Source organism: Salmonella sp. 3C, from assembly GCF_025426275.1.
GTDB lineage: Bacteria > Pseudomonadota > Gammaproteobacteria > Enterobacterales > Enterobacteriaceae > Salmonella > Salmonella enterica.
Genome location: NZ_CP104858.1, coordinates 4,626,130 through 4,649,882 on the forward strand (window position 1 = coordinate 4,626,130; position 23,753 = coordinate 4,649,882).

The 23,753-nt window shown below is 50.2% G+C and carries 25 protein-coding genes, 1 tRNA gene, 2 other RNA genes and 3 pseudogenes; 16 read left to right on the forward strand and 15 right to left on the reverse strand.

The genetic code is table 11. The features are described from left to right. The first annotated feature begins 25 nt into the window (after positions 1-25). Positions 26-598, forward strand: coding sequence for a cytochrome b (locus N7E69_RS22475; RefSeq protein WP_001159784.1), 573 nt, complete (start codon positions 26-28; stop codon positions 596-598). Beyond that, the gene (locus N7E69_RS22480) at positions 595-1,170 is read left to right on the forward strand and encodes a YceI family protein (protein WP_000739886.1); all 576 of its coding nucleotides are present in this window, start codon (positions 595-597) and stop codon (positions 1,168-1,170) included. Before N7E69_RS22475 ends, N7E69_RS22480 begins: the two co-directional genes overlap by 4 nt. Positions 1,171-1,221: 51 nt before the next feature. On the opposite strand, the gene N7E69_RS22485 is transcribed toward N7E69_RS22480, so the two are convergent. Further along, entirely contained in the window at positions 1,222-2,274 is a 1,053-nt protein-coding gene (locus N7E69_RS22485) for a rhodanese-related sulfurtransferase (RefSeq protein ID WP_001144637.1), read from the reverse strand. A 219-nt stretch (positions 2,275-2,493) separates the two neighbouring features. Here N7E69_RS22485 and N7E69_RS22490 point away from each other — a divergent pair, with 219 nt between their 5' ends. From N7E69_RS22490 to N7E69_RS22500, 3 genes are all read left to right on the forward strand, one after another. Further along, positions 2,494-3,414, forward strand: a complete 921-nt coding sequence (locus tag N7E69_RS22490; RefSeq protein ID WP_000163977.1) for a Kdo(2)-lipid IV(A) acyltransferase — start codon at positions 2,494-2,496, stop codon at positions 3,412-3,414. Between the two features lie 154 nt (positions 3,415-3,568). Then, positions 3,569-4,783, forward strand: a complete 1,215-nt coding sequence (gene mdtG, locus N7E69_RS22495) for a multidrug efflux MFS transporter MdtG (protein WP_000075044.1) — start codon at positions 3,569-3,571, stop codon at positions 4,781-4,783. 81 nt (positions 4,784-4,864) lie between these two features. Then, positions 4,865-5,239, forward strand: coding sequence for a MysB family protein (locus N7E69_RS22500; RefSeq protein ID WP_000180050.1), 375 nt, complete (start codon positions 4,865-4,867; stop codon positions 5,237-5,239). Here N7E69_RS22500 and N7E69_RS22505 read toward each other — a convergent pair whose 3' ends face one another. The 3 genes from N7E69_RS22505 to mdoG form a co-directional block, all read right to left on the reverse strand. Next, positions 5,240-5,467, reverse strand: coding sequence for a YceK/YidQ family lipoprotein (locus N7E69_RS22505; RefSeq protein WP_001217832.1), 228 nt, complete (start codon positions 5,465-5,467; stop codon positions 5,240-5,242). A 73-nt stretch (positions 5,468-5,540) separates the two neighbouring features. Then, positions 5,541-8,084: a glucans biosynthesis glucosyltransferase MdoH gene (mdoH, locus tag N7E69_RS22510; RefSeq protein WP_001044610.1), complete on the reverse strand. Its 2,544-nt coding sequence runs from the start codon at positions 8,082-8,084 to the stop codon at positions 5,541-5,543. After that, positions 8,077-9,612 (reverse strand): glucans biosynthesis protein MdoG, encoded by a 1,536-nt coding sequence (mdoG, locus tag N7E69_RS22515; protein ID WP_001675580.1) that lies wholly within the window; start codon positions 9,610-9,612, stop codon positions 8,077-8,079. Before mdoG ends, mdoH begins: the two co-directional genes overlap by 8 nt. 271 nt (positions 9,613-9,883) lie before the next feature. Here mdoG and mdoC point away from each other — a divergent pair, with 271 nt between their 5' ends. Next, a complete protein-coding gene (gene mdoC / locus N7E69_RS22520; protein ID WP_000100071.1) occupies positions 9,884-11,038 on the forward strand; it encodes a glucans biosynthesis protein MdoC in 1,155 nt (384 codons plus the stop codon). 16 nt (positions 11,039-11,054) lie between these two features. Here the strand turns inward: mdoC and N7E69_RS22525 are convergent, their stop codons facing one another. The 6 genes from N7E69_RS22525 to csgB form a co-directional block, all read right to left on the reverse strand. Then, entirely contained in the window at positions 11,055-12,542 is a 1,488-nt protein-coding gene (locus tag N7E69_RS22525) for a phospholipase D family protein (protein WP_000976323.1), read from the reverse strand. Beyond that, positions 12,478-13,017 carry an O-acetyl-ADP-ribose deacetylase gene (ymdB, locus tag N7E69_RS22530; protein WP_000203944.1) on the reverse strand — a complete coding sequence of 180 codons (540 nt, stop codon included), beginning with the start codon at positions 13,015-13,017 and terminating at the stop codon, positions 12,478-12,480. Before ymdB ends, N7E69_RS22525 begins: the two co-directional genes overlap by 65 nt. Before the next feature lie 86 nt (positions 13,018-13,103). Continuing rightward, positions 13,104-13,424, reverse strand: coding sequence for a type 1 fimbrial protein (locus N7E69_RS22535; protein WP_000111257.1), 321 nt, complete (start codon positions 13,422-13,424; stop codon positions 13,104-13,106). A 130-nt stretch (positions 13,425-13,554) separates the two neighbouring features. Further along, positions 13,555-13,881: a curli assembly chaperone CsgC gene (gene csgC, locus N7E69_RS22540; RefSeq protein ID WP_000557256.1), complete on the reverse strand. Its 327-nt coding sequence runs from the start codon at positions 13,879-13,881 to the stop codon at positions 13,555-13,557. Positions 13,882-13,942: 61 nt separating this feature from the next. Then, on the reverse strand, positions 13,943-14,398 hold the full coding sequence (gene csgA / locus N7E69_RS22545) for a curli major subunit CsgA (RefSeq protein WP_000771416.1): 456 nt from the start codon (positions 14,396-14,398) through the stop codon (positions 13,943-13,945). 41 nt (positions 14,399-14,439) lie between these two features. Next, a complete protein-coding gene (gene csgB, locus N7E69_RS22550; RefSeq protein ID WP_000791655.1) occupies positions 14,440-14,895 on the reverse strand; it encodes a curli minor subunit CsgB in 456 nt (151 codons plus the stop codon). Positions 14,896-15,649: 754 nt separating this feature from the next. On the opposite strand from csgB, the gene csgD reads away from it, so the two are divergent. From csgD to csgG, 4 genes are read left to right on the forward strand one after another with little or no spacing between them, the layout of a single operon-like run. Next, positions 15,650-16,300 (forward strand): biofilm master transcriptional regulator CsgD, encoded by a 651-nt coding sequence (gene csgD, locus N7E69_RS22555; RefSeq protein ID WP_000481517.1) that lies wholly within the window; start codon positions 15,650-15,652, stop codon positions 16,298-16,300. 4 nt (positions 16,301-16,304) lie between these two features. Continuing rightward, complete coding sequence (gene csgE, locus N7E69_RS22560) at positions 16,305-16,700, forward strand: curli production assembly/transport protein CsgE (RefSeq protein WP_108610903.1); 396 nt, start codon at positions 16,305-16,307, stop codon at positions 16,698-16,700. Between the two features lie 26 nt (positions 16,701-16,726). Beyond that, a complete protein-coding gene (gene csgF / locus N7E69_RS22565; RefSeq protein WP_001264073.1) occupies positions 16,727-17,143 on the forward strand; it encodes a curli production assembly/transport protein CsgF in 417 nt (138 codons plus the stop codon). A gap of 26 nt (positions 17,144-17,169) precedes the next feature. After that, positions 17,170-18,003 (forward strand): curli production assembly/transport protein CsgG, encoded by an 834-nt coding sequence (csgG, locus tag N7E69_RS22570; RefSeq protein WP_001137620.1) that lies wholly within the window; start codon positions 17,170-17,172, stop codon positions 18,001-18,003. A gap of 38 nt (positions 18,004-18,041) precedes the next feature. Here csgG and N7E69_RS22575 read toward each other — a convergent pair whose 3' ends face one another. The 4 genes from N7E69_RS22575 to ghrA all read right to left on the reverse strand — a co-directional run bounded on the left by N7E69_RS22575 (position 18,042) and on the right by ghrA (position 20,963). Continuing rightward, positions 18,042-18,524: a DUF1097 domain-containing protein gene (locus tag N7E69_RS22575; RefSeq protein WP_001675581.1), complete on the reverse strand. Its 483-nt coding sequence runs from the start codon at positions 18,522-18,524 to the stop codon at positions 18,042-18,044. A gap of 100 nt (positions 18,525-18,624) precedes the next feature. Next, on the reverse strand, positions 18,625-19,179 hold the full coding sequence (locus N7E69_RS22580; RefSeq protein WP_001001883.1) for a molecular chaperone: 555 nt from the start codon (positions 19,177-19,179) through the stop codon (positions 18,625-18,627). Positions 19,180-19,202: 23 nt separating this feature from the next. Next, positions 19,203-19,940 carry a phosphatase gene (locus tag N7E69_RS22585; protein WP_000283643.1) on the reverse strand — a complete coding sequence of 246 codons (738 nt, stop codon included), beginning with the start codon at positions 19,938-19,940 and terminating at the stop codon, positions 19,203-19,205. Between the two features lie 84 nt (positions 19,941-20,024). After that, the gene (gene ghrA / locus N7E69_RS22590) at positions 20,025-20,963 is read right to left on the reverse strand and encodes a glyoxylate/hydroxypyruvate reductase GhrA (protein ID WP_000402545.1); all 939 of its coding nucleotides are present in this window, start codon (positions 20,961-20,963) and stop codon (positions 20,025-20,027) included. A 235-nt stretch (positions 20,964-21,198) separates the two neighbouring features. On the opposite strand from ghrA, the gene N7E69_RS22595 reads away from it, so the two are divergent. The 5 genes and pseudogenes from N7E69_RS22595 to N7E69_RS22615 form a co-directional block, all read left to right on the forward strand. Beyond that, positions 21,199-21,286 (forward strand) — tRNA-Ser (locus N7E69_RS22595). A 48-nt stretch (positions 21,287-21,334) separates the two neighbouring features. Further along, a non-coding RNA gene (locus N7E69_RS22600) (RtT sRNA) lies at positions 21,335-21,470 on the forward strand. Positions 21,471-21,520: 50 nt separating this feature from the next. Continuing rightward, positions 21,521-21,728, forward strand: a non-coding RNA gene (locus tag N7E69_RS22605) — RtT sRNA. Between the two features lie 248 nt (positions 21,729-21,976). Then, a pseudogene (locus N7E69_RS22610) lies at positions 21,977-22,075 on the forward strand (integrase); the annotation flags it as partial. A gap of 82 nt (positions 22,076-22,157) precedes the next feature. Next, a pseudogene (locus tag N7E69_RS22615) lies at positions 22,158-22,274 on the forward strand (transposase); the annotation flags it as partial. Positions 22,275-22,479: 205 nt separating this feature from the next. Here the strand turns inward: N7E69_RS22615 and N7E69_RS22620 are convergent. Beyond that, entirely contained in the window at positions 22,480-23,502 is a 1,023-nt protein-coding gene (locus N7E69_RS22620; protein ID WP_001028173.1) for an IS110-like element ISSaen1 family transposase, read from the reverse strand. Positions 23,503-23,571: 69 nt separating this feature from the next. Between N7E69_RS22620 and N7E69_RS22625 the strand changes: the two are divergent. After that, a pseudogene (locus N7E69_RS22625) lies at positions 23,572-23,703 on the forward strand (transposase); the annotation flags it as partial. Between the last annotated feature and the right edge of the window lie 50 nt (positions 23,704-23,753).

Sequence of the window (23,753 nt, forward strand, 5' to 3'; positions counted from 1 at the left end):
TCGTGAAATATTCATTGGTGTGTTTATGCAATTTAAAAATACTCCACAGCGTTATGGCGTGGTTTCCGCCGCGCTCCACTGGCTGACCGCCCTGGTGGTCTATGGCATGTTTGCGTTGGGTTTATGGATGGTCACGCTCAGTTATTACGACGGCTGGTATCACCAGGCACCGGAAATACATAAAAGTATTGGCATATTACTGATGATGGCGCTGATCGTGCGTATTATCTGGCGGCTTTATTCTCCGCCTCCCGTTGCGTTGACCAGCTATTCCCGCTTAACGCGCGCTGGCGCCGCCGCAGGTCATCTCCTCCTGTATCTCCTGCTCTTTGCGATAATCATTAGCGGCTACCTGATTTCCACCGCCGACGGTAAACCGATTAGCGTCTTTGGCTGGTTTGAGATTCCGGCCACGCTTACGGACGCGGGCGCGCAGGCTGACATCGCCGGAACGCTGCATCTGTGGTTTGCCTGGTCGCTGGTCATTATCTCGCTCTCGCATGGGGTTATGGCGCTAAAACACCATTTCATCGATAAAGACGACACACTGAAACGTATGACAGGAATGTCGTCATCTGACTATGGAGCTCAAAAATGAAAAAAAACCTGCTGGGATTCACCCTCGCATCCTTGTTATTCACGACCGGTTCCGCCGTGGCGGCGGAGTATAAAATTGATAAAGAAGGCCAACATGCGTTCGTCAATTTCCGCATTCAGCATCTAGGCTACAGCTGGCTATACGGCACCTTTAAAGATTTCGACGGCACGTTCACTTTTGACGAAAAAAATCCGTCGGCAGACAAAGTGAACGTGACCATTAACACCAATAGCGTCGACACTAACCATGCCGAACGTGACAAACACCTGCGTAGCGCGGAGTTTCTTAATGTTGCGAAATTCCCGCAGGCAACCTTCACCTCTACCAGCGTGAAAAAAGAGGGCGATGAACTGGATATTACCGGCAATCTGACGCTCAATGGCGTGACTAAACCGGTGACGCTGGAAGCGAAGCTGATGGGCCAGGGCGATGATCCGTGGGGCGGTAAGCGCGCGGGCTTTGAGGCCGAAGGAAAAATTAAGCTGAAGGATTTCAATATAACTACCGATCTCGGCCCGGCCTCACAAGAGGTTGAGCTTATCATCTCAGTAGAAGGCGTTCAGCAGAAGTAACGCCTGGCGAAATGCCGGATAGCGGCCTTTACGCTGCTATCCGGCAAAATATTACTCAGCCGGATCGGGAATGCTCAGTTTGCTATTAAGCCGACCACGCGATTTATTAAAAATTTTATTGCCGTTCTCGCGACCCGCGCGACGTCGGCGCTGTTCTTCCTCCGGCAAGGCCAACTCTTCACAGCATTGTTCACTACAGCAGCCGTTAAATTTACTGGCGCACTGCGGACACTGGATAAACAGCAGATGGCAACCGTCATTTTTGCAGTTGGTATGGCTATCGCAGGGCGCGCCGCACTGATGGCAATGCGCGATAACCTCATCCGAGATTCGTTCGCCCATTCGCTCATCAAATACAAAGTTTTTGCCGATAAAGCGAACGGGAAGCCCCTGCTCGCGCGCGCGACGGGCGTACTCAATGATGCCACCCTCAATATGCCAGACTTTATTGAAACCGTTGTGTTTCATCCAGGCGCTGGCTTTCTCACAACGAATACCGCCGGTACAGTACATCACTATCTTTTTATCTGCATGTTCCCGCAGCATTTCAACCGCTTTTGGCAACTGTTCACGAAACGTATCCGCCGGGATTTCCAGAGCATTTTCGAAATGGCCGACTTCATACTCATAGTGGTTGCGCATATCAATAAAGACCGCATCAGGATCGTCCAGCATCGCATTCACATCTGCCGCCTTCAGATAATCGCCGACATTACTGGCGTCAAAAGTCGGATCGTCAATTCCGTCAGCGACGATACGGTCGCGAACTTTCATACGCAGCACCCAAAATGACTTTCCGTCATCCTCCAGCGCGATATTTAAACGCAGCCCGTCCAGCGCGGGGTCGAACGTATAAAGCTGTTGACGAAAGGTCTCGACCTTGCTTTGCGGCACGCTGATTTGCGCATTGATGCCTTCATGCGCCAGGTAAACACGACCAAAAACGTCCAACGCCGTAAACACCTGATACAACGCGTCCCGCGTCTGCTGCGGCGAGGCGATAGTGAAATATTTATAAAAAGAAATTGTCGTACGCGGCTCGCTTTCCGCCAGCATTTTGGCTTTCAGCTCGTCATTAGAGATGCGGTTGTGTAACACTGGCATGGTGTACGTATCCTGCAATCAGCAAAAAATAAAGTGGGCAGGCATGATAAGGCAAGTCTCGCCAATTTACATCCACACATTTTGAGCTACATTTCCTGCTTTACACTAAATAATTAACAACAATTGCCGATTTAATCGCCACTCTCCTGCTACATATTTTTGCTCAACGCAAAAAGATGCGAGAATACGGGGAATTGTTCGTTGAAAGACAGGATAGAAATGACGAAGTTGCCTAAATTCTCCGTGGCCTTACTGCACCCGCGCTATTGGTTAACCTGGTTGGGTATAGGCGCGCTTTGGTTGGTCGTGCAACTCCCCTACCCGGTCATCTATAAATTGGGTTGCGCATTGGGCCACCTGGCGCGACGCGTAATGAAACGCCGCGCAAAAATCGCCTATCGCAACCTTGAATTATGCTTTCCGGAAATGACCGCGCAGGAACGCCACACTATGGTGGTCAAAAACTTTGAATCCGTCGGTATGGGCGTGATGGAAACCGGCATGGCCTGGTTCTGGCCCGATCGGCGAGTGAACCGCTGGATGGAAGCGAGCGGTCTGGAGCATATCCGTGAAGTTAAGGCGCAGGGGCTGGGGTTCATTCTGGTAGGAATACATTTTCTTACCCTTGAGTTTGGCGCCCGCATGTTTGGTATGCATAACCCGGGGATCGGAGTTTATCGCCCGAATGATAATCCGTTGCTCGACTGGTTACAGACCTGGGGACGCTTACGCTCCAATAAATCGATGTTGGATCGCAAAGATCTGAAAGGCATGGTTAAGGCATTGAAAAGCGGCGAATTGATCTGGTATGCGCCGGATCACGATTACGGCCCGCGCGCCAGCGTCTTTGTACCGTTATTCGCCGTCGACCAGGCCGCTACGACCTCCGGTACCTGGATGCTCGCGCGCATGTCTAAAGCCTGTATTATCCCCTTCGTGCCTCGCCGTAAACCCGATGGGAAAGGCTACGAACTGATCATTCTTCCTGCGGAATATTCGCCTCCGCTGGAGAGCGCAGAAGCGACTGCCGCATGGATGAATAAGATTGTTGAGCAGTGCATTATGATGGCGCCAGAGCAGTATATGTGGCTGCATCGCCGCTTTAAAACTCGCCCTGAAGGCGTACCGTCGCGCTATTGACAGGATTGCAGCCGTCAGGCTGCAATTTTTCCCCTCTTTTAGCTTTAAAAGCTCCCCACATTGCGAGGCTGGTAAGGTCGGCGCATAATTATAATTAGTACGCTCATAATTAAATTGATGATAGCGCAAACCGCGCATCATACTGTGGAACGCTATGTCACCCTCTGATGTCCCCATAAACTGGAAACGCAATCTAACCGTTACCTGGCTGGGCTGTTTTTTAACCGGCGCAGCATTCAGTCTGGTCATGCCTTTTCTCCCTCTCTACGTTGAGCAACTCGGCGTAACAGGCCATAGCGCGCTCAACATGTGGTCCGGGCTGGTCTTTAGTATTACGTTCCTCTTTTCAGCTATCGCTTCCCCTTTTTGGGGCGGTCTGGCGGATCGTAAAGGGCGTAAGATCATGCTGTTGCGTTCCGCTCTCGGCATGGCCATTGTGATGCTGTTAATGGGCATGGCGCAAAATATCTGGCAATTTCTGATCCTCCGCGCGTTATTAGGCCTGCTGGGCGGATTTATTCCCAACGCCAATGCGCTCATCGCCACTCAGGTGCCGCGCCACAAAAGCGGCTGGGCGTTAGGGACGCTCTCTACTGGCGGCGTCAGCGGCGCTCTGCTTGGCCCACTTGCGGGCGGTCTGCTCGCCGACCATTACGGCCTTCGTCCGGTCTTTTTTATTACCGCCAGCGTTTTGTTTATCTGTTTTCTGCTCACCTTCTTTTTCATTCACGAGAATTTCCTGCCGGTGAGCAAAAAAGAGATGCTTCACGTTCGGGAAGTGGTCGCCTCGTTAAAAAATCCCCGCCTGGTGTTAAGCCTGTTTGTCACCACGCTGATTATTCAGGTGGCGACGGGGTCTATTGCGCCCATCCTGACGCTCTATGTGCGCGAACTCGCGGGAGATGTCAGTAATATTGCGTTCATTAGCGGGATGATAGCGTCCGTTCCCGGCGTGGCGGCATTACTTAGCGCCCCCCGGCTCGGCAAGCTTGGCGACAGAATTGGCCCGGAAAAGATCCTTATCGTCGCGCTGATTATTTCCGTACTGCTGCTGATTCCAATGTCTTTTGTGCAAACGCCGTGGCAGCTCGCGCTATTGCGGTTTCTGCTTGGCGCGGCGGATGGCGCGCTGCTGCCAGCCGTTCAAACTCTGCTGGTTTACAACTCTACCAACCAGATAGCCGGGCGCATATTCAGTTACAACCAATCTTTCCGCGATATCGGCAACGTCACCGGCCCTCTCATGGGTGCCGCAATTTCCGCGAGCTATGGCTTCCGCGCCGTATTCTGCGTCACGGCAGGCGTGGTGTTGTTCAATGCTATCTATTCATGGAACAGCTTACGACGGCGCAGACTGGCAATAGAATAATTTTTGCGCTTTCATACTTGCAATATTACAGAATCAGCTATTCTTTCCCTAAATACCTCATCAAATCAAAGGGAGACACTGATGACCATGTATGCCACGCTGGAAGAAGCTATCGATGCAGCCCGGGAAGAATTTCTGGCTGACCATCCAGGCCTCGAACAAGATGAAGCGAATGTGCAGCAGTTCAACGTTCAGAAATATGTACTGCAGGATGGGGACATCATGTGGCAGGTCGAATTTTTCGCCGATGAAGGTGAAGATGGCGAATGTCTGCCGATGCTGAGTGGTGAAGCCGCGCAGAGCGTGTTTGACGGCGATTATGATGAGATAGAGATCCGCCAGGAATGGCAGGAAGAGAATACTTTGCATGAATGGGATGAAGGGGAATTCCAGCTTGAACCCCCGCTTGATACCGAGGAAGGCCGTACTGCGGCAGACGAATGGGATGAGCGTTAATTACTCATAAGGCCCGTGGTGAATATCGAGCGGCAGTAGCAGTGTATCGAAGATCAGTGAGAAGGGCAGATCGAGGATAGTGATATAGCGCCATGCGGAATCACGCATATCCCACTGCACGCCAGGGTAATACTGGTTGCCGTGTCCTTGTCCGGGGATCGTTCTGCTGATAATACTGCCGCAGCCGCTCAGGGTAATCACCATTATGCTCACCGCGAATATACGCACCTGATACCTCATTTCACTATAAAAATACCGGCATCACGCCGGTATTTTTCACCTCACTCCAGACCTGAAGACCTTATCTCGCTGACGATGTTCGTCCCTGCAACGCCTGCGGATTCAGGACGAGAGACTGATAATGGTTTACCCAGGAAGAGTATCTCTCTGGCGCATTCCAGACCCGATAGTGTAAACGCGCCATTGTCACCGGATCGCTGAGCAAAACCAGACGCCGATCGCGGTTCAGTTTCTCCGGCGTTTCGTTTAGCGCCTGCTCCACATGACGATCGCGGGCTATTTCCAGCACCTTACTGGCGCGGTGACGCGCAGTGGCCATCGCGGTCGCCAGCGCATTAAGCGACGGGTTAAATACCGCATGCATAAAGCCATCGTCCAGAATACGGCGGCGATTCATCTCCAGATATTTATCGGTATCGACCAACACCTGAGGCGGCGAATACTCTTCCGGGATCAGGAACAGCTTCCAGCGTTTGGTGCGTAATCCTACCGTTGAACGACTGGAGATCACCGAAACAAATGGCGACAGAATCAGCGAAAAGACAATCGGCGCCAGCCAGAACAGAAAGCGTAAATCCAGCCACGCCATACCCACCGCCCAGACCAGCCCCAGCAGCAGTTGAGAGCCGTGACGCATAAAGGCTTCTCCCCACGGCGTAGAATCATCGTCGCGTTGCGGTGAGTTCCAGACCACTTCCCAGCCGAGGAACGCGCTGACCACAAACACGGTATGAAACAGCATACGCACCGGCGCCAGCAACACGGAGAACAGCACTTCCAGCAACAGCGACAACGTAACGCGCCAGAAACCGCCATACTCTTTGGTGCCTTTACACCAGATCAGCATAATACTGAGCAGCTTCGGCAGGAACAGCAGCACCATCGTTGATGCAAACAGCGCGATTGCCAGTTCCGGACGCCACTGCGGCCAGACCGGAAAAAGCTGGCGCGGCTGAAGGAAATATTGCGGCTCTGTTAACGCATGAACGACCTGCAGCGCGGTAGAAAGCGCGAGGAACATAAACCATAACGGCGCGGACAGATATGACATTACCCCCGTCAGGAACACGGCGCGATGCACCGGGTGCATTCCTTTCACCAGGAACAGACGAAAGTTCATCAGGTTGCCGTGACACCAGCGGCGGTCGCGTTTAAGCTCATCCAGCAGGTTTGGCGGCAGCTCTTCATAGGAGCCGGGGAGATCGTAGGCAATCCAGACGCCCCACCCTGCCCGACGCATTAGCGCCGCCTCCACAAAGTCGTGGGAAAGAATCGATCCGGCGAACGAACCTTCTCCCGGCAGCGGCGCCAGAGCGCAGTGCTCGATAAACGGCTTCACGCGGATAATGGCATTGTGCCCCCAGTAGTGCGACTCCCCCAACTGCCAGAAGTGCAGCCCGGCGGTAAACAGCGGCCCATAGACGCGGGTCGCGAACTGTTGGCAGCGGGCATACAGAGTATCCATCCCCGACGCTTTCGGCGAAGACTGGATAATCCCGGCGTTTGGATTCGCTTCCATCAGGCGCACCAAGCCGCTCAGACACTCGCCGCTCATCACTGAGTCCGCGTCCAGCACCACCATATAGCTGTACTGATTGCCCCAGCGGCGGCAAAAATCGTCAATATTGCCGCTTTTGCGTTTCATACGGCGGCGGCGGCGACGGTAAAAAATTTGGCCTTCGCCCTGCACTTCCGCGATAAGCTCCATCCACGCCTTTTGCTCCGCCACGCAGATATCCGGGTTATAACTGTCGCTAAGGATATAGACGTCGAAATGCGCGGCGTTGCCTGTGGCTTTAACGGACTCCCAGGTCGCGCGCAGACCGGCGAAAACGCGACTAACGTCTTCATTACAGATAGGCATGATCAGCGCCGTCCGGTGTTCCGGATTGAGGGGCTCATCGCCAACCGTAGACGCGGAGATGCTGTACTTATCGCGCCCGATAAGCAGTTGCAGGAAGCCCATCAGCGCCGTCCAGAATCCGGCTGACACCCAGCAGAACAGCACGGCAAACAGAATCAGGATACCGGTTTGCAGCATGTAGGGCAGGAGCTGCATAAAAGAGACCCAAATATCCTGCCCCACCATATCCATAGGATTGATGAGCGCCCATCCCTGATAAGGCAGAATGGTCTTCATATACCAGGTCGCGACGACGGTTTGCGCCAGAGTCAAAATTAACAAAATATAGCGGCGTATAGTGCCGACGGTACGCCATTTTTGCTCGCTCGCCTGCTCTTCTTTTGTCAGACGAGAAACATAGCGCGGCGTTACATCCCGCCCACGCAGACGATCCCAGAAACGGCCAACCGGGTTGGTTCGCCAGGGATCGGGAAACATCGAAGAGCGCGTCGCTTTTGGCATAGCCTGCAACTGATCGCGCCCTTCATCATCTTTAATTAACTGCCCCTTCGCCAATGAATCCGGCCAGGCGTGTTCAAGGCGGGCTTTTACGGAACCCTGCGGTGAATCGTCTTCTCGCGAGTAAGTCCGATGCTCGGCATCCAGCGCCTGATGCACGGCGCGGATGTCAGTTTTCGGCAATGCCGCTTTCTCACGTTCAGAAAGCAGCAGTGCGTCAATATACTCAGTTGTTTTATTCATTGGCAGGTAACTGGTAGCTCCAGGTTTCACTTAGCGTCTGATCGGCATTCACCAATGCGGCACGCATTTCCGTGGTTTTCTTCGCGTCTTTGACTTTCACGCGCAGCATTAAACGCCAGCCTTTAGTGACTGGGTTATAGCGTACATTACTGTCAACGATTTCACCGTTATCGCCAATGCTGGTTTGCGCAGCGACAGGCGTATCCGGCGGCAGTTTTTTCATGTCGGCGCCAACGAAATCCACCACAAAGGCAATAGTGCCGTCGGGCTGGCGAATCAGATTCGACTGTTTAACGTCGCCCGTTGAGCGGCGTGTTTGCAGCACCCAGGCATTATCCGGCGCATGAAGTTTATCTTCATCGCGGCTGAAGGTCAGAGTGTACTTGAAGTTCATCTCTTTACCCGGTTCCGGCAGTTGATCCGGAGTCCAGTAAGCGACGATGTTATCGTTGGTTTCATCATTGGTCGGAATTTCAACCAGTTCAACCTTACCTTTGCCCCAGTCGCCTTTCGGGGTAATCCAGGCGCTTGGACGCAGGTCGTAGCGATCGTCTAAATCTTCAAAGCGCGAGAACTCGCGACCACGCTGCAACAGGCCGAATCCCTGAGGGTTTTCCATTGCATAGCTGCTCACAGCGAGGTGTTTTGGATTGTTCAGCGGACGCCAAATCCACTCGCCATTACCCGCATGAATGGATAAGCCGTTCGAGTCATGCAGTTCCGGACGATAGTTGGTCGTCGGCGACGGCTGGTTTGGCCCAAACAGGAACATACTGGTTAATGGCGCAACGCCCAGCTTGCCCACTTTATCGCGCAGATAGACTTTTGACTGCACGTCCACCACGGTATCGCGGCCAGGAATGATCACAAAACGGTAAGCGCCGGTCGCGCGCGGAGAATCCAGTAATGCATAGACGGTCAAACGATTATCGGTGGGTTTTGGACGCTCAATCCAGAACTCGCGAAAGCGGGGAAACTCTTCACCAGATGGTAAGGCGGTATCAATCGCCAGGCCGCGCGCAGATAAGCCATATACCTGGCCTGCGCCGATAACGCGGAAATAGCTGGCGCCAAGCATACTGACGATTTCGTCGTTCTTATCTTTACTGTTGATGGGGTACAGAACTTTGAACCCGGCGAAGCCTAAATCTTTTACCGTGTCTTTATCGTGCTGAACATTGCCAAAATTGAAGTAATCCGGGCTGTATTTGATTCTTTTGACCGTCGTCGCCGTCACTTCGTTAATCTTGACCGGCGTATCGAAGTACATCCCCTGATGGTAAAATTCGAGCTTAAAAGGGGTCTTTAAGTTGTTCCAGTAGGCTTTATCGCTGTTAAACTGGATCTGCTGATAATCCGCATATTTCATGTCGCGGAAAACGGAGGGCAAGTTGCTTTTAGGCGCCTCATAGCCTTTCCCGGCTAAAGATTGAGCTTGTTTTGCCACGTCATCAATACTGAACGCCCAGCTCGATGATGCGTAGAGCGTTAACATAATAGCTGCGCCCAACCAACGCATTTTCATCATTTGTCGTTTATGTTTCATAATAAGTAAGCACTTCCCCCTTTGTGTGCTTATATCGATCCGATCCATTTTAATGGATAATCAGGCATTACGACAACTGAATCCAGGCTTTGTTCAGCGCGCTGGCTCATGGATTAAGCACCTCCCGCGCCTGTTTTCACTTTGCGTGCTTATCCTGGAGACAGGTTGTCGGAGTTGGTGTAGGGTTGCTACCGAATGTAACTATAATTCGCCTTATGGATAAGGTGAAAAATCTGAGAATACGTGACCTTATATGAGCTCTGTACCCGCGCCGCGTGAATATTTTCTTGACTCTATCCGCGCATGGCTGATGTTGTTAGGGATTCCCTTTCATATCTCGTTGATCTATTCCACTCACAGTTGGCATGTCAATAGCGCCACGCCATCGTGGTGGCTAACTCTGTTTAACGATTTTATCCACGCTTTTCGTATGCAGGTGTTTTTTGTTATTTCTGGTTATTTTTCGTACATGTTGTTTTTACGTTATCCGTTAAAACGCTGGTGGAAAGTACGGGTAGAACGTGTGGGTATTCCCATGCTTACCGCAATCCCTTTGCTTACCTTGCCGCAATTTATCCTGTTGCAATATGTCAAAGAGAAAACAGAGAACTGGCCTACACTCTCTGCCTATGAAAAATATAATACGTTAGCGTGGGAACTCATTTCACATCTGTGGTTTTTACTGGTGCTGGTGATATTAACCACCGTCAGCATCGGGATTTTTACCTGGTTCCAAAAAAGGCAGGAAACAAGCAAGCCTCGTCCCGCCGCTATTTCACTGGTCAGGCTTTCGCTTATTTTTTTCCTGCTGGGGATGGCTTACGCCGCTATCAGGCGCATTATTTTCATCGTATATCCAGCAATCCTCAGTGACGGCATGTTCAATTTTATTGTGATGCAAACGCTATTTTATGTGCCGTTTTTTATTCTCGGTGCGTTGGCCTTCATTCACCCCGATCTGAAAGCGCGCTTCACCACGCCCTCACGCGGATGCACTTTAGGCGCTGCCGTTGCTTTTATCGCGTATCTGCTGAATCAACGTTATGGGAGCGGCGACGCCTGGATGTACGAAACCGAATCCGTGATTACGATGGTAATGGGGCTGTGGATGGTGAACGTGGTATTCTCACTGGGGCATCGCTTGTTAAACTTCCAGTCCGCGCGTGTCACCTATTTCGTGAATGCTTCGCTGTTTATCTATCTGGTGCATCATCCCTTAACGCTTTTCTTTGGCGCGTATATTACGCCGCATATCTCCTCCAACCTGATCGGGTTCTTGTGTGGGCTGATATTTGTCATGGGTATTGCGTTAATTCTGTATGAAATTCATTTACGCATCCCGCTCCTGAAATTTCTCTTTTCAGGTAAACCGCCGGTAAAACAAGAAAGCCGCGCCGCGATCGGGTAGTTTTCCGCGCGCGGGTTCACAGCAACCATTCCACAGGTAAAATTGCCGCCAACCGTACCAGAACTCGCTGCCAGAAACGCGTAGCGGGTTCTTTCTTTAACACCTTTTCCTCTTCTTGCTGACGATCGATCCAGTTAATTCGTCCCCAGCGATCCAGCCGCAGTTGCCAGGCCGCATCGCGTTGGCTCTGCGTAAAACGCTTATGAATAAGCGTCGCCAGCGTTTCACTTTCAATGACAAAGCCCATTTCGGTATTTAAAAGCGTTGAACGGGGATCAAAATTAAGCGACCCGATAAACACCTTACTACCATCAATACTGAACGTTTTAGCATGTAAGCTGGAACCTGAGTTCCCGGTGAGTCCGCGATCATGTACGGCGGTTTCATGTTCGCGGGTCGGTTTCAGTTCGTAGAGCTCCACGCCATAGCGCAGTAATTTCTTGCGCCAGCGCGCGTACCCTGCGTGAACGACCGCCACATCGTTGGCCGCCAGAGAGTTAGTTAAGATGGCGATCTTCACGCCTTTCCTGACCAGATTAAGCAACTGCGCCACGCCTGCGCGCGTAGGGACAAAGTAAGCGGAAATAATGTCGATACGCTCCGTCGGCGACCCCATCACGTCAAATAATCGCTGCGGAAGAAGCGAATGGCGCTGCGCCTTCCCCTCGCCTTTAGAAGGGTCATCGCTAAGCAAGCGTGTTTTTGCCCAAATCAGCGGCAACGTTCCGCGATCGAGATCCGCCATAAACTGGCTGGTTTCCAGCTTATGCAGATAACGGCGGGTGATCTCATCGTTATACCAGGATTCGGGAAGTTCGATACGCTGCGTCAATTCCTGCTCAGAAAGGGATAATACTTGCTGCAATGTCGACACTGAACTACAGCGCCAGTAACGTTCAAAATCATTGGCGACATCATTGACCACCGGGCCAATGGCCATCACGTCCAGATCGGAAAATAGCGGCTCCTCGCCAGCGCCGAAATAGGCATCGCCGATGTTGCGCCCACCGACCAGCGTCACTACGCCGTCGGCAGTGTAACTTTTATTGTGCATCCGCCGATTCAGCCGCGCAAAATCCGTCAAATATCCCAGCGCGCGTAGCGTACGAAAAGAGAAAGGATTAAACAGACGAACTTCGATATTAGGATGGCTATCCAGCAAGCGCAACGTATCATCCAGACCAGGCGTATTGTTATCATCCAGCAGCAGACGAACATGAACGCCGCGCTTCGCCGCCGACAGCAGTACCGAAAAGAGCAGTCGCCCGGACATATCGTCTTCCCAAATATAATACTGCACATCCAGCGTCCGCGCCGCCATTTCGGTCAGGCGGTAGCGGGCGGCAAAAGCGTCCAGACTGTTATCCAGCGCGAGAATGCCGCACTCTCCGGGATGGCGCGCGCATAGCGGTTCAACGGCACGCTCCAGGCGTGTTTTATCAGGCAGGGTCGTCGCCTTGCTGAGTAAGTAATCTTGCGTAAAGCCGGGCAGTTTCTTCATCATAACAGACAAAGTATACCTGTTCAGGCAGAGCGTAACGGGTAATAAAATCTGAAACCGTCCTGACGGCGACTTCAGCGGCCTGGGCGCGTGGATAGCCATAAACGCCGGTACTGATTGCCGGAAAAGCGATGGAACGAAAGTGATTCGCCTCGGCAAGCAGCAAACAATTCCGGTATGCCTCTTCGAGTAGCTCAGCTTCCTGGTGTTCGCCGCCTCGCCAGACGGGCCCCACTGTGTGAATAACCGCCTTTGCCGAAAGCTTGCCAGCAGGCGTGATAACCGCATGTCCCGTCTGACATTCGCCCTGTTGCTGACGGATGAGTTTACAGGCGTCCAGCAATGCCGGCCCCGCCGCGCGATGAATCGCGCCGTCTACGCCACCGCCGCCCATTAATGATGCGTTAGCGGCATTCACAATCGCATCGACGCTAAGTTGAGTGATATCACCCTGTATGACCTGAAGACGTGATGTCATAACCCCCCCTTTTGTCTCACCTTATCTGCAAAGTGTACAGCAGGGCTTTCAACAGAGTCGCTCTTTTTATATCTATGACACCGCCGTTAACGGTACTCAATATTCATCACCGCCAGGCTTTTTTGCGCATCGAGATAATGCAGCCTCACCGTCGCAATGGACTGAATATCCTGCGGTAATCCAGATGCCTGCCGAAGGTCAATCCGGTGCATTTGCTTTTTACCTTCGCGCAGGCAGGTTAAATCAATATTTTCGGCATGAGTAGAAATATCGCACAGTGGCTCAACAATCGCGCCGCGAAAATGGATAACGCCGCCCTGTACCGTTTGTTGCCCTACCGCAGAATGGATAAAAAAAGCGCAGATACACAGGCCTATGCCAGGGATATTTTTCTTGATTACGGACATGTTAACTCCTCAATGATCAGTCATCCTCGAGGGTTCGGCGTTACCTTATAGCGACATGCCGAGACGATGAGACGCTTTTATCGCCTCTTTATACCCAGGTCAGCCAATCCATTTCCGCCACCATCAAAAACTACTGTGCAGAAGGCGGCCATTGTTGTGATAAATGCAGTGATTGTCCGTCCGAAACAGTAACAATAATTTTAACCGAGTCCTCTGAAGATATATTTACACTAAGACGAGACAACTCAATCGGTTGATTAGCAGGTAAAGATAGCGTTTGTTTTTGCTGTGTATGGCTTTGTCCCCCGACGCCGTCGCGCACAGAGAGAATTTGCACCTGACAGACGCAGGGTTCGTTTAATGTGACCTGAGGGATCACCGTGTAAATATCGCCTTGCTGAGTCGTGGTAAACGTAATCTGATTTGAAAGTGCGGCAAGGAGCAATAAAGTATGCATAATTTCCTCCCGAAAAAAAACAGGGCTTATGCCCTGTTTTTTTATTAGCGCAGACGCTAAATTAATACTGGTTAGCCGTGGCGTTGTTGCCAAAACCAACCTGACGCACCATTACGCTGGAATCAGATGCGGTCTGATTAACCAGCGCGGCGTTATTACCGCCGTATTGGCCGACAGTAATATCGGAGTTTTTAGCGTTCCACTGGTCGATGGTGGCATTATTTCTGAAACCATTCTGAGTCAGTTCAATAGTACTATTATCCGCACCCTGGCCTACATCGGCGCCGTTACCATAACCGCTCTGGGTAATGGTCGTTTCAGATTTACGGGCATCGCTTTGCAGAGCAAGCGCAGCGTTAGCGGAACCGTACTGATAAATGCTCAACGTTGAGTCCGGGCCGGAACTATTGCCGCCGCCGTTATGATTACCGCCGCCGCCCCATTGTGGAACGACGCCAGCCAGAGCACTGCCAGAAACTACGATTGCTGCGAATGCTGCCACTTTTAAAAGTTTCATGGTAAAACCCCCATCGGATTGATTTAAAAGTCGTAACGGTATTAGCGTTGGGTGACGCGAATAGCCATATGCGACTGTTTCTGCACTACAACTGCTGTTTTCTGCGTACCGTACTGGGTAATATTGGCCTTATTTCCAGAACCTTTCTGGATAATAGCCGCACTATTACCGTAAGCGCTTTGCGATATACTGGCATCGTTGGCATTGCCCGTTTGCTCAATATACGCAAAGTTATAATTCCCTGCCTGGTCGACTTTCGCCCGATTATTTCCTCCTTCTTGTGAAATAACGGACAATAGTTTTGATCCTTCCTGGCGTACTCTGGCACTATTATCCGTGCCGACTTGACCAATAATGGCCGCCTGATTAAATGAAGACTTGCTTAATTCATTTACCGCAAAATTATATTCTGAACGAGCCAGATCATAATTTGTCGCGGTTGCAATCCCAGGCGCACCCAGTATTGTCAACATCATAAATAACAATTTGTTTTTCATGCTGTCACCCTGGACCTGGTCGTACATAGCGAAAATTATCTATTACCTTGTTAGCGACATGCGTTTTTTGCTAACGCGTCGTTACGATGAAGAGTATGTCCGTGGAAAAATTTTTAATAACTCACCCACGCGTGGTATTTTGTTATTTAAGCTCATACCAAAGTGCTAATAAAACGATAGCCATGTGATTTTTTATAATTGATTTTTGGCCATAGAAGATAGTGTATCGCGAACCCAAAAAATGAAGTGTTGGTGTGTGTTATGCCGCCATGGGGATGTTCTTATGCTTCCTATGGGGGGCAATACGCACAAGACGTGACACACTTCGTTTTTTTTGTCTTTGTGCTGTCCAGGTTAATGCCTCGTCTCAAATTTTAAGAAAAAATAAAATCAAAACATGACACACAATAATTAAAATGATTAAAAATCAATGAATTATTATAATTTGTATGATTTTTTAAATCTATGCAATAACAGCGAAATGTACAACTTTACTATCAAATCTAAACTTCAAAAAAACCCAAAAACAACATTTTAATATATATTTTTACATCTTGTTACAAGTTTAACACTTGCTTTAAGATTTGTAATGGCTAGATTGAAAACAGTTAAAAGTATTTTCGTAAATATTTTTCTCTTTCTGGATAATGGGCTATTTCAACCCACAGCAGTGCAACATCTGTCAGTACTTCTGGTGCCTTTATTTTATGGGGGCAGCTGTCAGATGTGCGATTAAAAAAAGTGGAGTTTCATCATGTTTAATGAAGTCCATAGTAGTCATGGTCACACACTATTGTTGATCACAAAGCCATCTCTGCAAGCTACGGCATTATTGCAACATTTAAAGCAATCGCTGGCCATAACCGGAAAACTGCATAATATTCAACGTTCTCTGGAAGATATCTCAGCCGGTTGCATTGTTTTAATGGATATGATGGAAGCGGATAAGAAGCTTATCCACTATTGGCAGGATAATTTAAGCCGCAAAAACAATAATATAAAAACATTATTGTTAAATACCCCTGACGATTATCCCTACCGTGAAATTGAAAACTGGCCTCATATTAACGGCGTGTTTTACGCCACTGAAGACCAGGAACACGTGGTCAGCGGATTACAGGGTATTCTGCGTGGCGAATGCTATTTTTCACAAAAATTAGCCAGTTACCTGATTACGCACTCAGGAAATTACCGCTACAACAGCACCGAGTCCGCATTACTCACTCATCGCGAAAAAGAGATCCTCAATAAGTTACGTATTGGTGCCTCTAATAATGAAATCGCGAGGTCGCTATTTATCAGCGAGAATACGGTTAAGACACATCTTTATAATCTTTTCAAAAAGATAGCTGTCAAAAATCGCACCCAGGCAGTTTCATGGGCAAACGATAATCTCAGGCGGTAAGGCCATGAAACGCTATCTGACCTGGATTGTAGCAGCAGAGTTACTGTTCGCTACCGGAAACCTGCATGCCAATGAAGTTGAAGTCGAGGTTCCCGGATTGTTAACCGACCATACCGTCTCTTCGATAGGACATGAATTCTATCGTGCATTCAGCGACAAATGGGAAAGCGAATACACCGGCAATCTGACCATTAATGGAAGACCCAGTGCGCGTTGGGGAAACTGGATCACCATAACGGTAAATCAGGACGTTATTTTCCAGACCTTTTTATTTCCAATGAAAAGAGACTTCGAGAAAACCGTCGTCTTCGCATTAGCGCAAACAGAGGAAGCATTAAATCGCCGACAAATAGATCAAACGCTATTAAGTACGAGTGATTTAGCGCGTGATGAATTCTAAAACATGATTTTTATCCGGAGGCTGTCATGCGTGTTAAACATGCAGTAGTGCTGCTCATGCTTTTTTCGCCATTAACCTGGGCTGGAAATATGACGTTCCAGTTCCGTAATCCTAACTTTGGTGGAAACCCCAATAACGGTTCCTTTTTATTGAATAGCGCCCAGGCGCAAAATTCATATAAAGACCCCGCTTATGATAACGATTTTGGTATCGAAACCCCCTCAGCGTTGGATAACTTTACGCAGGCTATTCAATCGCAAATTCTGGGCGGCTTGTTGACCAATATTAATACCGGGAAACCAGGACGTATGGTGACCAACGATTTTATTATCGATATCGCTAATCGCGACGGACAGCTCCAGCTCAACGTCACGGACAGAAAAACGGGAAGAACCTCGACCATCGAAGTGTCAGGTTTACAAACTCAGTCAACCGATTTTTAAGCTACAGTCACTAAAGGATATAAATCATGCCGCGCTTACTTATTTTGGTTGCCGTTTTATTGTTGAGCGGATGCTTAACTGCCCCGCCGAAACAAGCTGCGAAACCGACATTAATGCCCCGCGCACAAAGTTACAAAGATTTGACGCACTTACCTGCTCCCACCGGTAAGATCTTTGTTTCGGTATATAACATTCAGGATGAAACGGGCCAATTTAAACCTTACCCGGCAAGTAACTTTTCTACGGCTGTGCCGCAGAGCGCCACCGCTATGTTGGTCACTGCGCTGAAAGATTCGCGCTGGTTTATCCCGCTGGAACGACAAGGCTTACAGAATCTTTTGAATGAACGGAAAATTATTCGCGCAGCCCAGGAAAACGGCACCGTGGCGATGAATAACCGTATCCCGCTTCAGTCGCTGACGGCGGCAAATATTATGGTGGAAGGTTCTATTATTGGTTATGAAAGTAACGTCAAATCCGGCGGGGTCGGCGCAAGATATTTCGGTATTGGCGCCGATACGCAGTATCAGCTGGATCAGATTGCTGTCAACCTGCGCGTGGTTAACGTCAGTACAGGCGAGATCCTTTCTTCGGTGAACACCAGTAAAACAATCCTTTCCTATGAAGTACAGGCAGGCGTGTTCCGTTTTATTGATTACCAGCGCTTACTGGAAGGCGAAATCGGCTATACCTCGAACGAACCGGTGATGCTGTGTCTGATGTCAGCCATTGAAACCGGCGTTATCTTCCTCATTAATGATGGTATCGATCGCGGACTGTGGGATTTGCAGAATAAAGCGGACAGGCAAAATGATATTCTGGTGAAATACCGTGAGCTGTCAGTACCGCCAGAATCCTGATGAATACGACAAAGCGTGGGGAAGAACCCCACGCTTTTTTATTTTGTGACCGCCGTATTCGCTGAATGTTGCTCGCGGCGTGATGCCAGCCATAGCCCACTATTTTTCATGGCATAGCCAAAGATTAGCCCCAGCGCCAGCGACGGTAATACCAACCGCCAGTCACCCTGCCCTGCAAATGTCGCGCAGGCGCCGATAAATGTTCCCGGAACAAAAGAAAGCAATAGCTGCTTTGCCTGGATACACATCAGGAATGCCACGATCCCCGTCAACACGTAACTGACAATTTCCAGATGCGGCGCCAACGCGCTACCGTGAATAATGACCAGCGCCCACACCATACCGCTTAACAGCGTACAGACGGAAATTAACAATCCCTTAAAGCCGCCCTGCGGACAGGCGAAATAAGCCGTACAACCTAAAAAACCGGCCCAGCTTAGTAACCCCAGGGAGACGGCCACCCATCCCCATATTCCAGAAAGGATGCCCGTCGTGATAGCAATAGAAAGAAGTATGTTCATGGCGCGCATCATAACAGAAAAGCGGCGCATTAATGAGATCACGCACACATTTTATGCAATGATGTAAAACCAGTTGCAGTTAAGGGTGATTTACATCACATTATTCTTCATCTTCTTCCTGAAGTTCATCCCACATGGCCCCTATCGCATCACGCGTTAGCGGCGCCAGAGTGCGCCAGAATGGCGTAACGGCATGGGCTTCAACTTTACCGAGGAAGGTATTGCACCAGGGAAGCAGATAATCGGCAAATAAGGTTTCCAGCGCTTCACTTTCATCTTCGGCAGACTGATCTTCCAGCCAGGAGGCCGCGAGCAATAAAGTGCCAATGTGATCGGCAGGCGTATCGGCCAGCGGCATCCCTCGCGACGTTAAAAAAGCGCGCACCTCAGACTCTTCCGCGCCTTCGACCCACGCACTGCGGTATGGCGCTACCGCGCACTCTTCCCCAACAAATAACGCATTGTAATCAGTGGAAATCTGCGTGATATCGCAGCTTTTCTGTAAACGCGCCAGCATGTCATCCTGCTCCAGCGGCCAGTTTGCCGCCAGTTTACCTTCACGGATTAACGTAAACAGCGGAACCAGTAAAGGATCTTGCGGTTGGCGGTAAAACAACGATCCCAGCACACGGCACAGGATTGAAAACTCATTCATTGATATCTTCCCGTAAATAACGATTAAAGTTCGGCAAATTCCGGTACAGGCGCCATACCGCGTGATTCGAGAAAGGCCAGTAAGCGCTGCGGAGAGACGTTCAGGATTCGATCTTCCGGAAAATTCACCGCATCCAGAATTTTCCGGCATTCGGTGAAATCGCCAAGCGTAAAGGCCGTATGGGAATCAGAGCCTAACGCTACCCAGCCTCCCGCATCGCGTACGGCGGCAGCGACCGCGCGGCAATTATCTTCGCTTCCTTTACGCGAATGCAGAAAAGAAGAGTTGTTGATTTCCAGCGCTACATGGTGTTTCGCCGCCGCCTGCGCGATGGCTTTAACCTCCACTGGATACTTTGGATTTCCGGGGTGACTAATTATATGCACCTTGCCGCTGGCGATGGTCGCGATCATCGCCTGGGTATTGGTTTCTTTATCATGTGGCGCAAAAACGGGCTCATGGAAGCCTGCGATAATCAGATCCAGCGAGTCGAACATCTTTCCGGAACAATCAATTTCACCGTTAATGTTCTTGATATTCGCCTCAATGCCACGCAGTATCCCCACGCCGTCAACCAGACGCGGCCAGATGCGCATGTTAATAAAATGCCAGTGATGCGGCGCATCTTCCATGTCCGGACCATGATCGGTAATCGCAAAAAGTTTAATGCCTTTGCGTTTGGCTTCCGCGATATAATCGCTCAGAGTACTGTAGGCATGAGTGCTGGCGACGGTATGCATATGCAGGTCAACGGGATACATTGCTCTCTCCTGTAGTCATTTCCGACAAGGATAGCAGGTATCGCCAGCGTTTTTTAGCGAAACCCGGCCCGCGCCGGGTTGATGTCAATATCCTCTCGCCCGATCCACCTGCCCCGTCACCGGCTCTCCCTTCTCCAGCTGGGTAATGGTGCGGCTAATATAATCGATGGCTTCCGCTGGACGGGTGACTGCCGCAATGTGCGGCGTCATGGCGACTCGCGGATGGCGCCATAATGGACTTTCCTGCGGTAACGGTTCCTGGCTAAAGACATCCAACATCGCGCCTTTTAGCTTACCGCTATCAAGCGCAGCCAGCAGATCCGCCTCCTGAACATGCACGCCGCGCGCGAGATTCAACACGTAAGCGCCATCCGGCAATTGATCCAACAATTCGCTATTAATAATTCCTACCGTTTGGGCCGTATTCGGCAGCAGATTAATCAGCACCCGCGTCTGGTTCAGGAAAGCGTGCAGCTCTTCACGCCCAACATAACTTTCCACGCCAGGCCAGGATTTGCGGCTACGACTCCAGCAACGTAACGGGAACCCCCACGCCTGTAGACTTTCTGCCACTTTTGCGCCCAGTACCCCTGCGCCCATGATACCGACGCTAAACTCTTCGCGGGTATATTCCGGCAACGGTTTCCATAGCGCCTGATTTTTCAGCGCCTGATAATCATCGAAACGACGGAACCAGTGTAATACCTGACTTACGGCATATTCCTGCATTTGCAGGCCCATTCCGGTATCTTCCAGACGGAATAGAGGAATGGAGGCGTCCAGCATTTCCGGATGCGCATTTAATTTACTCAGAATTGCATCCCCCCCCGCGCCCAGCGCAAAGACGGCTTTTAAGCGTCTTCCGGCCAGCATTTCAACCGGGGGCTGCCATACAAGCGCATAGTCTGCGGGGTTGTTATCACCGACCTTCCATTCACGAACGCGCGCATGTGGGAGAGCCTTCTCCAGCGCATTTACCCACCAGGCGGCGTTAAATGTCGGGTGATAAAAAATTATCTCCATGTTATCTCCTGAGCAGTATTGTGCGGAATGTGATTGCGCCTGTTATCAGCGTTTTCAACGGGATGTGCAGCATAGCAAATTTCCCGGCGCGGGCAAAAAAAGCAGTTTTCGCTTATTAAAACCACAGATTGGTGGAAGTTTGTATAAACGCGCTTTTTTTTAAAAAAGTTGATTGACGTAGAAAAGATATTTCCCTACATTAGCGCCCGTTCCAGTAATGCTGGAGCGACAATTTGGTGAGGTGTCCGAGTGGCTGAAGGAGCACGCCTGGAAAGTGTGTATACGGCAACGTATCGGGGGTTCGAATCCCCCCCTCACCGCCATATCTAAGTTGAGAGCCTGTACAGAAGTACGGGCTTTTTGCTTATATGTATCCCCCAAACCAAGGGGGGATGAGAACCACCGACCGGGGTTCGACAACTGGCGCAGCCAGTTGGACAGACGACGAGCTTGCGAGGAGACTGCCCGAAGGGCGAGCGCAGCGAGTCAATCCCCCCCTCACAGCCATATTTAAGTTGAGAGCCTGTACAGAAGTACGGGCTTTTTGCTTATTATGTATCCCCCAAACCAAGGGGGGATGAGAACCACCGACCGGGGTTCGACACAAAAACGCCGGGAGCATTTTTGAACAGAGCTTGCTCTGGCCCCGAAGGGGCGAGGCCCAGGGATGGGCTGAGTAGCGTCGCAGCCAGTTGGACAGACGACGAGCTTGCGAGGAGACTGCCCGAAGGGCGAGCGCAGCGAGTCAATCCCCCCTCACCGCCATATTTGATACAAAATCAATCGATTACAACGTAATATTGGTTTTGTCCTGCATAAAATACTGCATAAAGAAGCTCGTGTAAACGGACTTTTTTTGCATCTTAACCTCTTGTTTTTACTGTGATTTTCCTGATGAAAGGTTTATTTTTGGACCTTTGGCTGCTATGGGAAAGTTGCTGTAGATTGTGAAAAAACAGCCCCATTCCCCTACCTGAAACGCTTTAGAAAAGTTTGCATAAGTATCTCTCGGTAGTAAAAAGCACCGAGTTCCTCTGCCTGATGCTGCTGTTGCTTTATTAGAAGGCTTACCGCGTTTGAAAGATAACAATCAAGTATCCCCTGCCCCTCGCGCTTGACCTTCCCCCTGTAAACAGTATCAGTCTAAACTGAAGTTTCCGGTCTTTCTTCCATCTCACAGAGAGGCGCATTGCCATGAAAAAGACCCGTTATACCGAAGAACAGATTGCATTTGCCCTGAAACAGGCTGAAACCGGCACCCGCGTCGGGGAAGTCTGCAGAAAGATGGGAATTTCTGAGGCCACATTTTACATCTATGGACTACCTCCGTTTTGCAAGTACTGAATCTGGTTTTGGCTTGTTGCTTACATCTATCCGGCATCAGGAAAATCTGTGCCCAAATGGGTAGCCTCAACAACTGGACGGCCTCTGAGGCCAGTATAAAAATCAGGTTCCGATTGTGCAGGTGCAACCTGTCATCATTTCTCAGTACGCTGCAACTTTTGCTGGCAAGGGATTAATTACACACTACCTGATACCCGGTATCATTTCTCAGCATCGACCAGATTATTCTCGCGTTTTTGTTAGCGACCGCCACGGTCGTTTTATTAAATCCGCGCCGTTCCTTTAACTGGTTAACCCACTGATTCATATGACCATCATTGTTATTCGTGGCAACCCTGACGACAGCGCGGGCACCATGAATAAAAAGTGTCCGCAGATGCTTGTCGCCTTTTTTCGTCATATTCATCAGCACCTGCCTGTCGCCACTCGAATGCTGGCGTGGAACCAGACCCAGCCATGCAGCAAAGTGGCGACCATTCTTAAATTCAGTTCCTTTGCCAATAGCAGCAACAACGGCCGTGGCCGTTTTAGGACCAATGCCTTTAACTTTGGCGATACGCGGACAGGCTTCTGATTGCCTGAATACTGTTTCAATTTCCTTATCAAAAAAATGGATCCGACGCCCGAGATCGTTAAAGAGATCATAGAGTTCGGCAATTGTTCTGCGCATACGGGAACTTAGACCGTTTTCTGCATCTTCAAGGATAAGAGGAATAGCACGTCGAGCTCTGGAGACAGCACTGCCAATGGGGATCCCCCGGTCAAGTAACAGCCCCCTTATTTGACAGACTGTAGCAGTGCGGTGATTGACAATACGCTGCCTTGCCCGGTGTAAAGCCTGGATATCCTGCTGTTCGGGGCTTTTTGGCGGCACGAACTGCATTGTCGGTTGCATCAGAGCCACTGCGATGGCCTGTGCATCATTACCATCATTTTTTTGCCCGCGGACAAAGGGTCTTACATACTGAGGACTGATGACCTTTACTTTGTGCCCCAGTTTCTCAAGCTCACGCTGCCAGTAAAATGCCCCGGTGGACGCTTCGATCCCAATCAGACATGCAGGAATATTTGCCAGCGTCTGGAGCAATTCTTTTCGGCCAGTGCGTTTCGTATAAACCGGTTTGCCGGCCTGGTTTAACCCGCAGAGCTGAAAAACATTTTTAGCCAGATCAATACCCAGAAATACGATATTCATGGTGATTCTCCTGGTGAGCACATTTCGTACAGTTAACCGCAGCGGGAGGAAGTAGTCCATCCCATTAACTGGAAGAAAAAATTTGCCGGGCCGGGCGTGACGGAACTGCGGCGTCTGCGGCAACTGGAGGATGAGAATCAGCGGCTGAAGAAGCTGGTGGCTGACCTGAGTCTGGACAAGGAGATGCTGCAGGAGGTACTGAACTGACCAGAACACCATGATAAACACTGACAACAAATTAAAAGCGTAGT

What these genes read in the sequence shown, in the direction of transcription:
- N7E69_RS22475 (WP_001159784.1), top strand. Translation starts at nt 26, where the DNA reads ATGCAATTTAAAAATACTCCACAGCGTTATGGCGTGGTTTCCGCCGCG.
- N7E69_RS22480 (WP_000739886.1), top strand. Translation starts at nt 595, where the DNA reads ATGAAAAAAAACCTGCTGGGATTCACCCTCGCATCCTTGTTATTCACG.
- N7E69_RS22485 (WP_001144637.1), bottom strand. Translation starts at nt 2,274, where the DNA reads ATGCCAGTGTTACACAACCGCATCTCTAATGACGAGCTGAAAGCCAAA.
- N7E69_RS22490 (WP_000163977.1), top strand. Translation starts at nt 2,494, where the DNA reads ATGACGAAGTTGCCTAAATTCTCCGTGGCCTTACTGCACCCGCGCTAT.
- mdtG (WP_000075044.1), top strand. Translation starts at nt 3,569, where the DNA reads ATGTCACCCTCTGATGTCCCCATAAACTGGAAACGCAATCTAACCGTT.
- N7E69_RS22500 (WP_000180050.1), top strand. Translation starts at nt 4,865, where the DNA reads ATGACCATGTATGCCACGCTGGAAGAAGCTATCGATGCAGCCCGGGAA.
- mdoH (WP_001044610.1), bottom strand. Translation starts at nt 8,084, where the DNA reads ATGAATAAAACAACTGAGTATATTGACGCACTGCTGCTTTCTGAACGT.
- mdoG (WP_001675580.1), bottom strand. Translation starts at nt 9,612, where the DNA reads ATGATGAAAATGCGTTGGTTGGGCGCAGCTATTATGTTAACGCTCTAC.
- mdoC (WP_000100071.1), top strand. Translation starts at nt 9,884, where the DNA reads ATGAGCTCTGTACCCGCGCCGCGTGAATATTTTCTTGACTCTATCCGC.
- N7E69_RS22525 (WP_000976323.1), bottom strand. Translation starts at nt 12,542, where the DNA reads ATGATGAAGAAACTGCCCGGCTTTACGCAAGATTACTTACTCAGCAAG.
- ymdB (WP_000203944.1), bottom strand. Translation starts at nt 13,017, where the DNA reads ATGACATCACGTCTTCAGGTCATACAGGGTGATATCACTCAACTTAGC.
- N7E69_RS22535 (WP_000111257.1), bottom strand. Translation starts at nt 13,424, where the DNA reads ATGTCCGTAATCAAGAAAAATATCCCTGGCATAGGCCTGTGTATCTGC.
- csgC (WP_000557256.1), bottom strand. Translation starts at nt 13,881, where the DNA reads ATGCATACTTTATTGCTCCTTGCCGCACTTTCAAATCAGATTACGTTT.
- csgA (WP_000771416.1), bottom strand. Translation starts at nt 14,398, where the DNA reads ATGAAACTTTTAAAAGTGGCAGCATTCGCAGCAATCGTAGTTTCTGGC.
- csgB (WP_000791655.1), bottom strand. Translation starts at nt 14,895, where the DNA reads ATGAAAAACAAATTGTTATTTATGATGTTGACAATACTGGGTGCGCCT.
- csgD (WP_000481517.1), top strand. Translation starts at nt 15,650, where the DNA reads ATGTTTAATGAAGTCCATAGTAGTCATGGTCACACACTATTGTTGATC.
- csgE (WP_108610903.1), top strand. Translation starts at nt 16,305, where the DNA reads ATGAAACGCTATCTGACCTGGATTGTAGCAGCAGAGTTACTGTTCGCT.
- csgF (WP_001264073.1), top strand. Translation starts at nt 16,727, where the DNA reads ATGCGTGTTAAACATGCAGTAGTGCTGCTCATGCTTTTTTCGCCATTA.
- csgG (WP_001137620.1), top strand. Translation starts at nt 17,170, where the DNA reads ATGCCGCGCTTACTTATTTTGGTTGCCGTTTTATTGTTGAGCGGATGC.
- N7E69_RS22575 (WP_001675581.1), bottom strand. Translation starts at nt 18,524, where the DNA reads ATGAACATACTTCTTTCTATTGCTATCACGACGGGCATCCTTTCTGGA.
- N7E69_RS22580 (WP_001001883.1), bottom strand. Translation starts at nt 19,179, where the DNA reads ATGAATGAGTTTTCAATCCTGTGCCGTGTGCTGGGATCGTTGTTTTAC.
- N7E69_RS22585 (WP_000283643.1), bottom strand. Translation starts at nt 19,940, where the DNA reads ATGTATCCCGTTGACCTGCATATGCATACCGTCGCCAGCACTCATGCC.
- ghrA (WP_000402545.1), bottom strand. Translation starts at nt 20,963, where the DNA reads ATGGAGATAATTTTTTATCACCCGACATTTAACGCCGCCTGGTGGGTA.
- N7E69_RS22620 (WP_001028173.1), bottom strand. Translation starts at nt 23,502, where the DNA reads ATGAATATCGTATTTCTGGGTATTGATCTGGCTAAAAATGTTTTTCAG.